The 13,031-nt window shown below is 71.6% G+C and carries 13 protein-coding genes and 1 riboswitch; of the genes, 7 read left to right on the forward strand and 6 right to left on the reverse strand.

The features are described 5' to 3' along the window. Positions 1–18: 18 nt before the first annotated feature. Together allB and alc are read left to right on the forward strand one after the other, a co-directional pair. Positions 19–1,356: an allantoinase AllB gene (allB, locus tag IMZ11_RS21945; protein WP_228644228.1), complete on the forward strand. Its 1,338-nt coding sequence runs from the start codon at positions 19–21 to the stop codon at positions 1,354–1,356. After that, positions 1,353–2,327, forward strand: coding sequence for an allantoicase (alc, locus tag IMZ11_RS21950; protein ID WP_228644229.1), 975 nt, complete (start codon positions 1,353–1,355; stop codon positions 2,325–2,327). The genes allB and alc overlap by 4 nt, the downstream gene beginning before the upstream one ends. A gap of 159 nt (positions 2,328–2,486) precedes the next feature. On the opposite strand, the gene pknB is transcribed toward alc, so the two are convergent. The 4 genes from pknB to thiO form a co-directional block, all read right to left on the reverse strand. Beyond that, complete coding sequence (gene pknB, locus IMZ11_RS21955) at positions 2,487–4,439, reverse strand: Stk1 family PASTA domain-containing Ser/Thr kinase (protein WP_228644230.1); 1,953 nt, start codon at positions 4,437–4,439, stop codon at positions 2,487–2,489. A 70-nt stretch (positions 4,440–4,509) separates the two neighbouring features. Continuing rightward, on the reverse strand, positions 4,510–5,292 hold the full coding sequence (locus IMZ11_RS21960) for a thiazole synthase (RefSeq protein WP_061256647.1): 783 nt from the start codon (positions 5,290–5,292) through the stop codon (positions 4,510–4,512). Next, the gene (gene thiS / locus IMZ11_RS21965) at positions 5,289–5,489 is read right to left on the reverse strand and encodes a sulfur carrier protein ThiS (RefSeq protein WP_061256649.1); all 201 of its coding nucleotides are present in this window, start codon (positions 5,487–5,489) and stop codon (positions 5,289–5,291) included. The genes IMZ11_RS21960 and thiS overlap by 4 nt, the downstream gene beginning before the upstream one ends. Beyond that, positions 5,486–6,595 carry a glycine oxidase ThiO gene (thiO, locus tag IMZ11_RS21970; protein ID WP_308066833.1) on the reverse strand — a complete coding sequence of 370 codons (1,110 nt, stop codon included), beginning with the start codon at positions 6,593–6,595 and terminating at the stop codon, positions 5,486–5,488. The genes thiS and thiO overlap by 4 nt, the downstream gene beginning before the upstream one ends. Next, positions 6,588–6,702: riboswitch (TPP riboswitch) on the reverse strand. (Overlaps the previous gene by 8 nt.) Before the next feature lie 128 nt (positions 6,703–6,830). On the opposite strand from thiO, the gene IMZ11_RS21975 reads away from it, so the two are divergent. The 3 genes from IMZ11_RS21975 (at position 6,831) to thiE (ending at position 9,182) form a co-directional block, all read left to right on the forward strand. Then, on the forward strand, positions 6,831–8,006 hold the full coding sequence (locus IMZ11_RS21975) for an FAD-dependent oxidoreductase (protein WP_228644232.1): 1,176 nt from the start codon (positions 6,831–6,833) through the stop codon (positions 8,004–8,006). A gap of 119 nt (positions 8,007–8,125) precedes the next feature. Beyond that, positions 8,126–8,503 carry an Rv2175c family DNA-binding protein gene (locus IMZ11_RS21980; RefSeq protein WP_228644233.1) on the forward strand — a complete coding sequence of 126 codons (378 nt, stop codon included), beginning with the start codon at positions 8,126–8,128 and terminating at the stop codon, positions 8,501–8,503. Positions 8,504–8,534: 31 nt separating this feature from the next. Further along, entirely contained in the window at positions 8,535–9,182 is a 648-nt protein-coding gene (gene thiE, locus IMZ11_RS21985; RefSeq protein WP_228644234.1) for a thiamine phosphate synthase, read from the forward strand. Between the two features lie 124 nt (positions 9,183–9,306). On the opposite strand, the gene IMZ11_RS21990 is transcribed toward thiE, so the two are convergent. Continuing rightward, entirely contained in the window at positions 9,307–9,672 is a 366-nt protein-coding gene (locus tag IMZ11_RS21990; protein WP_228644235.1) for a nuclear transport factor 2 family protein, read from the reverse strand. A 99-nt stretch (positions 9,673–9,771) separates the two neighbouring features. Here IMZ11_RS21990 and IMZ11_RS21995 point away from each other — a divergent pair, with 99 nt between their 5' ends. Then, positions 9,772–10,662, forward strand: a complete 891-nt coding sequence (locus IMZ11_RS21995) for a LysR family transcriptional regulator (protein WP_228644236.1) — start codon at positions 9,772–9,774, stop codon at positions 10,660–10,662. A gap of 230 nt (positions 10,663–10,892) precedes the next feature. Here IMZ11_RS21995 and IMZ11_RS22000 read toward each other — a convergent pair whose 3' ends face one another. Then, positions 10,893–11,960, reverse strand: a complete 1,068-nt coding sequence (locus IMZ11_RS22000) for a polyprenyl synthetase family protein (RefSeq protein WP_228644237.1) — start codon at positions 11,958–11,960, stop codon at positions 10,893–10,895. A 141-nt stretch (positions 11,961–12,101) separates the two neighbouring features. Here IMZ11_RS22000 and metF point away from each other — a divergent pair, with 141 nt between their 5' ends. Further along, complete coding sequence (gene metF, locus IMZ11_RS22005) at positions 12,102–13,031, forward strand: methylenetetrahydrofolate reductase [NAD(P)H] (protein WP_228644238.1); 930 nt, start codon at positions 12,102–12,104, stop codon at positions 13,029–13,031.

Raw genomic sequence — 13,031 nt, forward strand, 5'->3', positions numbered from 1 at the left:
AGCCCACGGAGGTCCCGTATGGTCCACGCGGAAGGCGATGAGCGCGCGGAGTTCGACCTGGTCGTGCGCTCCCGCCGGGTGGTGACCCCGGAGGGGGAGGGGCCGCTCGCGGTGGCCGTGCGGGCCGGGAGGATCGCGGCGCTGCGCCCGCACGACGCGCCCCCGCCCGCGCGGGAGACCGTGGACCTCGGCGAGGTGGCTTTGCTGCCCGGTCTCGTCGACACCCACGTGCACGTCAACGAGCCGGGCCGTACGCACTGGGAGGGGTTCGCCTCGGCCACCAGGGCGGCGGCGGCCGGAGGTGTCACCACGATCGTCGACATGCCGCTCAACGCGCTGCCGCCGACGGTCAGCGTGGCCGCGCTGGAGGTCAAGCGGAAGGCCGCCGAGGGGCAGTGCCACGTCGACGTCGGTTTCTGGGGCGGCGCGATCCCCGGCAACTCGGGCGAGCTGGAGCCGCTGCACCGGGCGGGGGTGTTCGGCGTCAAGTGCTTCCTCTCGCCGTCCGGCGTGGACGAGTTCCCCGCTCTGGATCGCGCCGGGCTGCGGGAGGCACTCCGGGTGCTGGCGGAGTTCGACGGGCTGATGATCGTCCACGCGGAGGACCCGGCGGTGCTCACCGACCCGCTCGGCCCGACATATCCGGATTTCTTGGCATCTCGAACGGCGGAGGCCGAGCGGAGAGCCGTCGAGCAGGTCATCGAGCTGGCCGCCGAGACCGGAGCTCGCGCCCACATCGTGCACGTCTCCTCCGCGTCCTGCCTGGAACCGCTGCGGGCCGCCCGGCGCGACGGTGTGCGGATCAGCGCGGAGACCTGCCCGCACTACCTCACCCTGACCGCCGAGGAGGTCAGCGGACCCGCGTACAAGTGCTGCCCCCCGATCAGGGAGGCCGCCAACCGCGACGCCCTCTGGGAGGGACTCGCCGACGGCGTGCTGATGGGTGTCGTCTCCGACCACTCGCCGTCCACGCCCGACCTCAAGGTGCCCGACTTCGCCGCGGCCTGGGGCGGGATCTCCTCGCTGCAGCTCGGCCTCCCCGCTGTGTGGACGTCCGCGAGCGCGCGGGGCCACGGCCTGAGCGCCGTGACGCGGTGGATGGCGGAGGGGCCGGCGGCGCTGGTCGGCCTGCCGTACAAGGGGGCGATCCGGCCGGGTGCGGACGCGGACCTGGTCGCCTTCGATCCGGAGGCGGGGTTCACCGTGGACGCCGCCGCGCTGCACCACAGGAACCCGGTGTCGCCCTATCACGGCAGGGCGCTGACCGGCGTCGTCGTCCGCACGTGGCTGCGCGGCCGACCGGCCGACCTCGTCACCCCGCACGGCAGGTTCCTCACCAAGGAGGGGATCGGATGACGGATCTCGGCAGGCTTCCCGACCTCGCGCTCCGCTCGTACGGCGGGTCGGTGGTCGCGGCGAGCGACGAGTCGTTCGCGGAGAAGGAGGCCCTGATCAGGCCGGGGCCGGCCGAGTTCCGGCCGCACACGTTCGGCGCGAAGGGCCAGGTCTACGACGGGTGGGAGACCCGGAGGCGGCGTGAGCCCGGCCACGACTGGGCCGTGGTACGGCTCGGCATGCCCGGGGTGATCCGGTCGATCGTGATCGACACCGCGTGGTTCAAGGGCAACTATCCGCCGTTCGCGTCGGTCGAGGCGTGCGCGGCCGACGCGGGCTGCTCCCCGGACGAGTTGACCGGGTGGGCGGAGATCGTGCCGCGCGCCCCGCTCAAGGGCGACACCGCCCACGAGTTCGAGGTGGCCGACCGGCGCCGGTTCACGCACGTGCGGCTGAACATCTTGCCCGACGGCGGCGTGGCCCGGCTGCGGGTGCACGGCGAGGTGGTGCCCGACCCCCGGTTCCTTTCCGGTCTCACCGTCGATCTCGCGGCGCTGGAGAACGGGGCGGTCGTCGTCGCCTGCTCGGACGAGTTCTACTCCTCGCCCAACAACGTCCTCGCCCCAGGTCAGGCCAGGAACCAGGCCGAGGGCTGGGAGACCGCCCGCAGGCGGGACGGCGGCAACGACTGGCTGATCGTCGCCCTGGCCGGCGCGGGCACCGTCGCCGTGGCCGAACTGGACACCTCGAACCTGCTGTTCAACGCGCCGGGATCGGCCGCGCTCACGGGCATCGACGCGCGCGCGGCGGCGCTGGAGGACGAGGACGCCTGGTTCACCGTGTTGCCGAGGACCCGGCTCCAGCCCGACACGCGGCACCGGTTCCGCCTGGACGGCGATCGTCCCCTGACCCACGTCAGGCTCGACATCTTCCCCGACGGCGGGCTGGCCCGGCTGCGACTGCTCGGCTCGTTGCTCGGCGACCCACTCTGATCGGAACGGCCCTGATCAAACGGCTCTGATCAAATGGCTCTGCCCGAACGGCTCTGATCGGAACGGCTGTGGCCGGAGCGGTGACCTGTCGCAACGGTCCCCGTGGCGCCACGGTCATATTCCGGAGCGCCCGCCGGTCGCGGCGGGCGCTCCGCGGTGTCAGTACCAGATGGTGATCGTCGAGCCCATCGGCTGCTGGCCGAGGGGGTTCTCGCCCACGACGCGCTGGCCGCCCATCAGCTTGCGCATCTTGACCTTGAACCCGGCGGCCTCCAGCTCGCGCTTGGCCTCCTGCACGGCCTTGAGCCGTACGTCGGGGACGTTCACGAAGTCGGGGGTGGCCAGCGAGTCGTCGGTCTCCCACGGCCAGTGCCAGCCGGTGTCCGGTCCCTTCGAGACCGTCAGCCGTACGGGGGATCCGGCGGTGACCTCGGCGCCCGCGGCCGGGTCCTGGGCGATCACGGTGCCGGGAGGAGTGCTGTCGCCGGTCTCGTCGACCTGGACGGTGAAGCCCTTCTCCTGGAGGAACTGGACCGCTTGGTCCTTCATCATCTGCGAGACGTCCGGCATCAGCAGGCCCGCGCTGACCACCAGATTGATGGTTGCGCCCTTCCTGACCCTCTCACCGACCGACGGGTTGGTGCGGACCACGAGGTCGCGCGCGATGGTGTCGCTCGGCACCTTGCTCACCCGGCCGACCTCCAGGCCGGCCTCGGCGATCTTGACCTTGGCGTCTCCGGCGCTGAGCTTCTCGACGTTCGGCACCGGGACGGTCTCCGGCCCCGCCGAGGCCACGAGCGTCAGCTCCGCCCCCTTCTCCACCTCGGCGCCCGGGGCGGGGGAGATCTCCAGGACGCGGTCCTTCTGGACCTCCTCGTCGAACCGGGGCTCGCCGATCTTGACCTTGAAGCCGGCGTTCTCCGCCTGCTGCCTGGCCGCCGTGATGTTCTGGCCGAGCAGGTCGGGCACCTGCGTGTAGCGCGCCTGGGAGAACCACCAGCCGGTGAAGGCGATGCCCGCGACCATCACCACCGCCAGACCGACGATGAACCAGTTCGGCCGCCACCGGCGTGACGTGGACTGCGCGGGCGGGACCGTCGCCAGCTCGGGTTTCGGCTGGATCATCGTGTGCCCGGCCACGTCGGACGTGTGGGCGCCCGTGGCGTACGCGGTCCCGGGCGTACTGGAGATCCCCGGGGTGCTGGTGGTGCCGGCCGTGCCGGACCCCGCCCCGAGAGGCGTGGAATGCTGCCCGGTGTGTCCGCGCGGCAACGTGCGGTGCGCCTCCACGGCGGCGACCAGCATGGCGGTCGCGTCGGCGGGGCGCCGGGCCGGGTCCCTGTCGGTGGCCGCGGCCACCAGCGCGTCGATCTGCGGCGGGACACTGGAGATGATCGACGACGGGGCGGGGACGCTGTCGTGCACGTGCCGGTAGGCGATGGACATCGGTGTCTCGCCCTCGTACGGCTGCCGCCCGGTGATCAGCTCGAACAGCATGACTCCGGCCGCGTAGACGTCGCTGCGGGCGTCCGCGACGCCGGAGGTCACCTGCTCGGGCGACATGTAACCGATCGTGCCGATCATCATGCCGGTCTTCGTCTGGTTGCTCGCCTCGACGGCCCGGGCCAGGCCGAAGTCCACGACCTTCACCCGGCCGTCGTCGGCGAGCAGCACGTTCTCCGGCTTGACGTCCCGGTGGACGAGCCCCGCCTGGTGGGCGGCGCCGAGGGCGGCGAGGACGGGGATCATGAGTTCCAGCGCCTCGCGTGCGGGCAGCGGGCCGCGCGAGCGCAGCACGTCGCGCAGCGTCTTGCCCGGCACGTACTCCATCGAGAGGTAGACGGTGGACCCGTCCGTGCCCTGGTCGAAGACCTGCACCACGTTGGGGTGCGACAGGCTCGCGACCGACTTCGCCTCGCCGATGAACCGCTTGACGAACTGCGGGTCCTCGGCGAGGGACCGGTGCATCACCTTGAGCGCCACCGTGCGGTCGAGCCGGACGTCCAGAGCCAGATAGACGGAGGCCATTCCACCCCGGGCGATCCGGGACTCGACGCGATAACGCCCGTCGAGCAGCTGCCCCACCAACGGGTCGGTTAGCGTCGTGTCCACCCGCCCGAGTTTACGGCTCCTTTGCCACGGGTAGGGCTCTCCGGCTCCAAAACGAGACCGTTTCTGAACGTTATGCGAACCTCGGCAGGGACGGCGAGGACGCCTCCGCGTAGCGGCGCCGGGGGATGCGGCCCGCCAGGCGCGCCATACGTCCCGCTTCGACCGCCGAGCGCATGGCGGCGGCCATCAGCTCCGGTCGCTGCGCGCGGGTCACCGCGGTCGCCAGCAGCACGGCGTCGCAGCCCAGCTCCATGGCCAGCGCGGCGTCGCTCGCGGTGCCGACGCCCGCGTCGAGGATCACCGGCACCGAGGCCGCCTCGGCGATCAGCTCGATGCTGTGCGGGTTGCGGACGCCCAGACCGGATCCGATCGGCGCGCCCAGCGGCATCACCGCCGCGCAGCCGGCCTGCTCCAGCCTGCGGGCCAGCGCCGGGTCGTCCCCGATGTACGGGAGCACCGTGAACCCGTCCGCGACCAGTCGCTCGGCGGCGTCGAACGTCTCGATCGGGTCGGGCAGCAGGGTCCGCTCGTCCGCGATGACCTCCAGCTTGACCCAGTTCGTCTCCAGGGCCTCCCTGGCCAGGCGAGCGGTCAGCACGGCCTCTCCCGCGGTGAAGCAGCCGGCCGTGTTGGGCAGCACCCGGATGTTCCGCCGGCGCAGCACGTCGAGCACCGACCCCTGGACCGCGGGATCGAGCCTGCGCATCGCCACCGTGGTCAGCTCGGTGCCGGACGCCTCCAGGGCCCGGTCGAGCACGTCGAGCGAGGGCGCGCCCCCGGTCCCCATGATCAGTCGCGAGGTGAACTTCTCCCCGCCCAGGACCAGCACGTCGTCCGCGTCGTTCACGGTCATCCTCCCTGCACCGCCGTCAGCACCTCGACCCGGTCGTTCTCAGCCAGCGCCGTCGACTCCCACGAGCCCCTGCTCACCACCACGTCGTTGACCGCCACGGCGACGCCGCTGGTCAGCGCCGTCAGCGTGCGTACGGCCTCCGCCACGGTCATGCCGTCGGGCAGCTCACCGGCGTTTCCATTGATCGTCACCTTCATCGGACGCCCCTCCCCGGGTCGCAGGACCGGACGGCCTCCGGAACGTCGCCGCCGGTCAGGAACGCCGTGACCGCCTCCGCGGTGACCGGCGCGAGCAGCACACCGCCGCGGTGGTGCCCGGTGGCCGCGATCACGCCCGGCGCGACCGCCGGACCGATCAGCGGCAGGTTGTCCGGCGTCCCCGGCCGGAAGCCGACGGTCGTCTCCGCCAGCTCCAACTCCGTGATGCCGGGAACGAGTTCGCGTGCGTCGCGCAGCAACTCGTACACGCCGCCCGCGGTCACCCGGCCGTCGAACCCCAGCTCCTCCACCGTGGCGCCGAGCGTGATCTCGCCGTCGCCTCTCGGAACCAGGTACGCGGGCGAGCCGTGCACCATCCCGCGTACGCACCGGGTCAGGAACCCCTTCGGGCCGCGCAGCCGCAGGATCTGCCCCTTGACCGGCCGTACCGGCAGGCCGGGAGCCAGCGACGCGGACCAGGAACCGGCCGCGACCACCACCCGCGACCCGGCCAGCACCTCGCCGGACGCCAGTCGTACGCCCCGGACCTCGTCCGCCGCCTCGGCCAGCTCGGCCACCCGGTCCGGGACCAGCGTGCCGCCCGCCCGCTCGAACGCCGTCAGCAGCGCCCGCACCACCAGGCGCGGGTTCACCCAGGCGTCGTCGGCCGCCAGCAGCCCGCCGCGTACCGACGGAGACAACATCGGTTCGTACCGGCGGCACTCGCGCCCGGTCAGCCGCTCCACCCGCAGGCCGAGCGTCTCCTCGAACGCCGCGAGATCCTCCAGGTAGGCCATGTCGTCCGGGCCGTACGCGACCTCGAGCGTGCCGTCGGCGCGGTAGTCGACGTCGACGCCGCTCTCCTCCTGGAGGGCGTCCCGGAACGACGGCCACCTCTCCAACGACGCCAGTCCGAGGCGCAGCAGCGGCTCCTCGGTGTACGTCACCTCGCTGACCGGGGCCAACATGCCCGCCGCGGCGTGCGACGCGCCCGCGCCGGGATCGGGATCCACCACCGCCACGGAAAGGCCGAGCCGTGCGGTACGCCATGCGGCCGACAGGCCCACCACGCCACCACCCACGACGACCACGTCGTAGCCACGCAATCTGTGCGCTCCCTTCGCCGGCATTATCCGGATCAGGTGTTCTGGCGGTCGAGAGCCTGGAGTGCTCTCCTCTCAGCCCGGCTCGCCGGGCTCCCGCGCGTCTTACGCCTCAAGACTAGTCTTGATCGGGAGCGTCACGCACAACATGGTCGTCGCGCATTGTGCGGGCTACTTGCTCAACTCGTTACCAAATCTCCATTGGCGGGTGCCCCGGTCGCCGATCTAGTGTCGGGGCGTGGATCACGTCGTGGTGGTAGGTGCCGGCCTGGCCGGGATACGGAGCATCGAGGCACTGCGAGCCCACGGGTTCGCCGGCCGGATCACGCTGATCGGCGAGGAACCTCATCGCCCCTATGACAGGCCGCCCCTCTCCAAGGCGGTGCTGCTCGGAGAGACCGACTCCACTGTGGTCGACTCCGACCTGGACGCCCTGAACGTGCGGCTGCTCCTCGGGACCGCCGCCAAGGGGCTCGGGACCGGCGTACTGGAAACCACAGAAGGAGAACTCGCCTACGACGGGCTCGTCATCGCCACAGGGGCGACCCCCATCCGGCTGCGCGGTGAGGGCAGGCAGTACGTCCTGCGCACCATCGACGACGCCATCGAGCTGCGCGCCCGGCTCGTGCCCGGCGCCCGCGTCGCCGTCATCGGCGCCGGCTGGATCGGCGCGGAGGTCGCCACCGCCGCGGCCAGGGCGGGATGCGCCGTCACGGTCGTCGAGGCGGGGGAGACGCCCCTCGCCGCGGCCCTCGGTACCACCGTCGGCGCCTACACCACCGGCTGGTACGGCGAAGCCGGCATCGAGCTCCGGCTCGGCGCCATGGTCGGCTCCGTCGACCCCGACGGCCTGACGCTCATGTCCGGCGCGCGCATCCCCGCCGACGTCGTCGTCACCGGCGTCGGCGTCCGCCCCGCCGTCGAATGGCTGAAGGGCTCCGCCGTCGAACTCGACGACGGCGTCCTCGTGGACGAGCACCTGCGCACGTCGGTCCCCGGCGTCGTCGCCGTGGGCGACTGCGCGAACTGGTGGTCCCGCAGGTTCGGCAGGCGCCTGCGGGTCGAGCACTGGGATAACGCGCTCGGCGCGCCGGACACCGCCGCCGCCACGCTGCTCGGAGAGGACGCGGTGTACGACCCCGTCCCGTACTTCTGGTCCGAGCAGTTCGGCCGGATGGTGCAGTTCGCCGGATACCGCGAGGGCGCCCGACTTGTCCTGAGGGGGAGGCCGCGCGAGGACCGGAAATGGGCTGCCTGCTGGCTCACCGAGGACGACCGGCTGGCCGCCGTGCTGACCGTCGACCGCCCCAGGGACCTCGTCCAGGGGCGGCGCCTGATCGAGGCGGGGAAGCGGGTGAACGCCGCCAGGATCGTCGATCCCGCCGCCACCCTGCGTGACTGCGTCTTGGCATGAGAACCGGCGGGGATCCGGCGGAATGCTCGGTGTGAGCGCCGTCGGATCCCCGCCAAGCTTTACCGGGCGCGCCGCAATCGAGGTGTTTTGCGGCAGGCACCTGTGGTAATCGTGGATTTGTGACGCTTACTGTTGCGCAGATCGACAGAGAGACCGACCAGCTCGTAGGGGAGTGGCTCCCCATCTCTGAGGTCGCGAAGAGACTCGGACTGACCATCGGCAGGGCCAAGCAGCTCCTGAAGGACAAGAAGCTCGTCGGCGCCCGCAGGAACGGCGGCGGGGGGCCGCAGGTCCCGGCGAGGTTCCTCGGGCCGGACGACGTGCTCAAGGGATTGCCCGGCACGCTCACCGTGCTCGCCGACGCCGGATTCGACGAGGTCGAGTCGATCCGCTGGCTCTTCACGCCCGACGAGTCGCTGCCGGGGGCGCCGATCGACGCGATCAGCGCCGGACGGCACACCGAGGTCAAGCGCAGGGCGCAGGCCCTCGGGTTCTGATCGACCCTCGGGGGCATGGCATCGTAGTCACGTGAATCTCCGACAGCGGTTGGCCGGCGCCCGGCTGTACCTGTGCACCGACGGCCGGCGGGCCCGTGGCGACCTGCCCGAGTTCCTCGACGCCGTGCTGGCCGCCGGTGTGGACATCGTCCAGCTCCGTGAGAAGGGGCTGGAGGCGCGCGAGGAGCTCGCGCTGCTCGAGGTGTTCCGTGACGCGTGCGACCGGCACGGCGCCCTGCTCGCCGTGAACGACCGCGCCGACGTCGCCTTCGCCGCGCGCCCCGACATCCTGCATCTCGGCCAGGACGACCTGCCGGTTCCCGTCGCCCGGGAGATCCTCGGGCCCGACGTGCTGATCGGCAGGTCGACCCACTCCGCGGCCGAGGCGACGGCCGCGGCGTCTGAGCAGGGAGTCGACTACTTCTGCTGCGGGCCGATCTGGCCCACGCCGACCAAGCCGGGCCGTCCCGCGCCCGGTGTCGCGTTGCTCGAGCACGCCGCCGGCCTGGGTACGGCCCGGCCCTGGTTCGGCATCGGCGGCATCGACCTCGGCAACCTGGACGAGGTCGTGTCCCACGGCGTGCGCCGGGTCGTGGTGGTGCGGGCGATCACGGATGCCGAGGACCCGGCAGCGGCGACGGCCGCGCTGCGGTCCCGCCTCGACGCCGTGTCTCTCTGATCGCCGCTGCCCTCTCGGGAGGCGGCCCACCGGCTCGGCGTAGGCACACCGGCTCGGCGTCGGCCGGCCCGCGTCGGCGGCGGCCACGTGCGCACGTCGGCACCCACGTTTCCCGGCGGGTGGCTCAGTGGGTGGGGGAGACGAACTCGGGCTGGTCGAGCAGGCGTAGCCAGCTCCCGTCCGGCTGGCGCCGGACGACCTGCGCGCGGGCGCCGGCCCCGTCCTTCGGCGGGGTGGAGGTGAGCGCGATGTCGTCGCTGACCAGTGTCGGCAGCGGCTGTTCCGGCTCGAAGCGGGGACGGTTGGCCAGCACCTTCTCCCACAGGGCGCGAATCGCCTCGCGGCCCACCGTCCGGCCGCCGGGCGGATAGGCCATCACCGCGTTCTCTTCGTACAGCGCGGCGACTCCGGCCGCGTCACCGGCGTTGGATCGTTCGACGAACAGGCGGGTGATGTCCTCGGGTCGCATGGCCTTCTCGTACTCCGGCATGGATTCCTCCTGATGGGGGCGCTTCGACGCTTCCCACCCTGGCTCGCCCGCCAGTAGAAGTCCAACAGATAGAACTGATGGAAACTAGAATCCACAGTCATGGAGCTGAGACAGCTGGAATACTTCGTCGCGGTCGCCGAGGAGCGGAACTTCACCCGGGCGGCCGAGCGCGTCCACATCAGCCAGTCCGGCGTCAGCGCCCAGATCCGTCAGCTGGAACGTGAACTCGGTGCCGAGCTCTTCGACCGCTCGGCGCGCACCGCCACCCTCACCGTGGCGGGAAAGGCCGCGCTCGAACACGCCCGCGCCGCGCTCGCCGCCGCTTCGGCGGTCGGCCAGGCGGTGGGTGAGGTGACCGACCTGATCCGGGGGCGCCTCACGGTCGGGATGGTCATCGGCTGCACCGTCACGCCGCTGTTCGACGCCCTCGCCGCGTTCCACCGGGCGCATCCCGGCGTGGAGATCTCGCTCCTGGAGGACAACTCCGACCGGCTCGTCGAGGGGGTGCGCGCCGGCACCCTCGACCTGGCTCTGGTCGGGATCGCGACCGCCGCCCCCGAAGGGCTGGACGCGCTGACGATCATCAGCGAGCGGCTCGTCGTGGCGGTCCCGGACGGCCACCCCTTGGCGGAGCGGCGCAGGGTCGTCCTGCGTGACGTGTGCGCCCACCCGATCGTGTGCATGCCGCCCGGCACCGGTCTGCGTACGGTGTTCGACCAGGCATGCGCGGCGCGGAACCTCCAACCGGTGGTCGCGCTGCAGGCCAGCGCCGCGGACGCCGTCGCCGACCTCGCCGCGCGTGGGCTCGCCGTCGGCGTGCTCAGCCGTTCGATGGCCGAGCGCTACCGCGACCGGCTCACCGCACTCACGATCGACGATCTCGAAACGCCCGCCCTGCTCGCCCTGGTGTGGAGGAGCACGCACAGCCCGGCGCTGCGTGAACTGCTCATGCACAGCAGGCGAGCGTTCGGCACGCCCGGCGCTGACTAGCGGGAACGTCCTTCCGGATCGACCCATCATGGGTTCCGGAGGTGTCCGGGTCTTGCCGGTACCGCACTCTCCCGCTGGGCGGTCCCCCTCCTACGGCAGCCTCCGCCATAGTCCAACCCTCGTTTAGCCGTCGTCCGGCCGCCGCTCGGCGGCGGCCGGGCAGGCGGAAACGGACGGGCGGAAAGGCACAGCGGGGAGGGACGGGCGGATACCGGACGGGTCCGGACGGGTCAGGTGCGCCGCGTGGTGGCGGCGACGGCCAGGGCTCCGAGCGCGTCACGCGCCTCGGACTCGATGGGCGCGCGATCGAGGGAGCGGAGCGCGTCGTCGAGATAGCGCTTGATCATCTCCTCGCACTGGAGCAGCGCTCCGGTCTCCTCGATGACCATGCGGAGCCGCTCGACGCCCTCCTCGTCCAGCTTCGGATCGCCGAGGAGGGTCCGTACGACCTCGGCCTGGGCGTCGGAGGCGGCCGCGAGGGTTCGCGCGATCAGCATGGTGCGCTTGCCCTCGCGCAGGTCGTCGCCCGCCGGCTTGCCGGTCTCGGCCGGATCGCCGAAGACCCCGAGTACGTCGTCGCGTAGCTGGAAGGCGATGCCCACCTTCTGCCCGTACTCGACGCAGAGCTGGTCGATCCACGGCGTCACGCCACGGGCCGCCAGGACGAGGCCGAGCCGCAACGGTTGCTCGACCGAGTACTTGCCGCTCTTGTACAGCGCGACCCGCAGGGCGCTCTCGAAGGTGCTCTCACCCTTGGCCTGCTCCAGCAGGTCGAGGTACTGCCCGAACATCAGCTCGGTGCGCATGTGGTCGTAGACCGGCTGCGCGGCGGCGAGGGCGTCGTCGGGCACACCGCTGGTCCGCCACATCTGCCCCGCCCAGATGAGGAGCAGGTTGCCGAGCAGGACCGCCGCCCCCTCACCGAACTGCTCCGCCGAGCCGTGCCAGCCGGATTCGGCGTGCAGCCGCTCGAACCGGCGGTGCGCGGCGGGCATGCCGCGCCGCAGGTCGCTGGCGTCCATCACGTCGTCATGGATGAGTGCGCTGGCCTGCAGCAGTTCGAGCGAGGCCGCGGCGCTGTAGAGGGCTGGATCATCCGCACCGCCCGCCGCGCGCCATCCCCAGTGGCAGAAGGCTGGGCGCAGCCTCTTGCCTCCGGCGATGAAGTCGTCCACGGCGGTCAGCAGAACGGCGAACTGGGGGTCGTCGAAGAACGGTCGCTGGTCGTCGAGGAACCTTCGGAGAGAACGATCCACTTCGAAACGTACGAGGTCGAGAGGGGCGGCGGAAGTGGTCATGCCTCTGAGCGTAACCGGCATAGATCGAACAGTGGAGACCTGGGGAGACATATGTGGCAGGTGGTAGTAAAGCGGCCATGATTCGTCCGCATGGCGAGAGGGGAGGCGACCGGTAGGGAGAGGAGCGGTAGCCTTGTCACCATGGCTTTGGGTCTCCCGTCACGACTTCCCGACCGCGTTCCGACGGTCCGCGAGATGCTCGCCGCGGGGGAGCGGTCATTCTCCTTCGAGTTCCTCCCGCCGAAGACCGACGAGGGGGAGCGGCAACTCTGGCGGGCGATCCGCGAGCTGGAGGCGCTGCGACCGACCTTCGTCTCCGTGACCTATGGCGCCGGCGGCAGCACGCGTGACCGCACGGTGGACATCGTGGAGCGCCTCGCCCACGAGACGACGCTCACACCGGTCGCGCACTTCACCGCCGTCGACCACTCCATCAAGGAGTTGCGTCACCTGATCGGCAGGTTCGCCGACGCGGGCGTGCGCAACATCCTGGCCGTACGAGGCGACCCGCGCGGCGGCGATCCCCTCGACGAGTGGATCAAGCACCCCGAGGGCGTGCAGTACGCCGAGGACCTCGTACGGCTGATCCGCCAGTCCGGCGACTTCTGCGTGGGCGTGGCGGCCTTCCCGTACAAGCACCCGCGGTCCGCCACGATCGAGTCGGACACCGAATACTTCGTGCGCAAGTGCCAGGCGGGGGCCGACTACGCGATCACGCAGATGTTCTTCCGCGCGGAGGACTACCTTCGCCTGCGTGACCGGGTGGCCGCTATGGGCTGCGACACGCCGATCATCCCGGGCGTCATGCCGGTGACCCAGATGAGCACGATCGCCCGTTCCGAACAGCTTTCGGGCGCGCCGTTCCCACCCGAGGTGGCGGCCCGCTTCGCGGAAGTCGCCGACGACCCCGCCGCGGTGCGCCGCCTGGGCATCGAGCACGCGGCCGAGATGTGCCAGACACTGCTCGACGAGGGCGCGCCGGGGATCCACTTCATCACCTTCAACAGGTCGAGCGCCACCCGCGAGGTGTTCCAGGCGCTGGGCCAGAGCCCGGCCGCGCTGTCCGCCTGA

The sequence above is a fragment of the Microtetraspora sp. AC03309 genome, from assembly GCF_020826795.1.
Classification (GTDB): domain Bacteria; phylum Actinomycetota; class Actinomycetes; order Streptosporangiales; family Streptosporangiaceae; genus Microtetraspora; species Microtetraspora glauca.

What these genes read in the sequence shown, in the direction of transcription:
- thiS (WP_061256649.1), bottom strand. Translation starts at nt 5,489, where the DNA reads ATGAAGGTGACGATCAATGGAAACGCCGGTGAGCTGCCCGACGGCATG.
- IMZ11_RS21995 (WP_228644236.1), top strand. Translation starts at nt 9,772, where the DNA reads ATGGAGCTGAGACAGCTGGAATACTTCGTCGCGGTCGCCGAGGAGCGG.
- allB (WP_228644228.1), top strand. Translation starts at nt 19, where the DNA reads ATGGTCCACGCGGAAGGCGATGAGCGCGCGGAGTTCGACCTGGTCGTG.
- IMZ11_RS22000 (WP_228644237.1), bottom strand. Translation starts at nt 11,960, where the DNA reads ATGACCACTTCCGCCGCCCCTCTCGACCTCGTACGTTTCGAAGTGGAT.
- alc (WP_228644229.1), top strand. Translation starts at nt 1,353, where the DNA reads ATGACGGATCTCGGCAGGCTTCCCGACCTCGCGCTCCGCTCGTACGGC.
- IMZ11_RS21990 (WP_228644235.1), bottom strand. Translation starts at nt 9,672, where the DNA reads ATGCCGGAGTACGAGAAGGCCATGCGACCCGAGGACATCACCCGCCTG.
- IMZ11_RS21960 (WP_061256647.1), bottom strand. Translation starts at nt 5,292, where the DNA reads ATGACCGTGAACGACGCGGACGACGTGCTGGTCCTGGGCGGGGAGAAG.
- metF (WP_228644238.1), top strand. Translation starts at nt 12,102, where the DNA reads ATGGCTTTGGGTCTCCCGTCACGACTTCCCGACCGCGTTCCGACGGTC.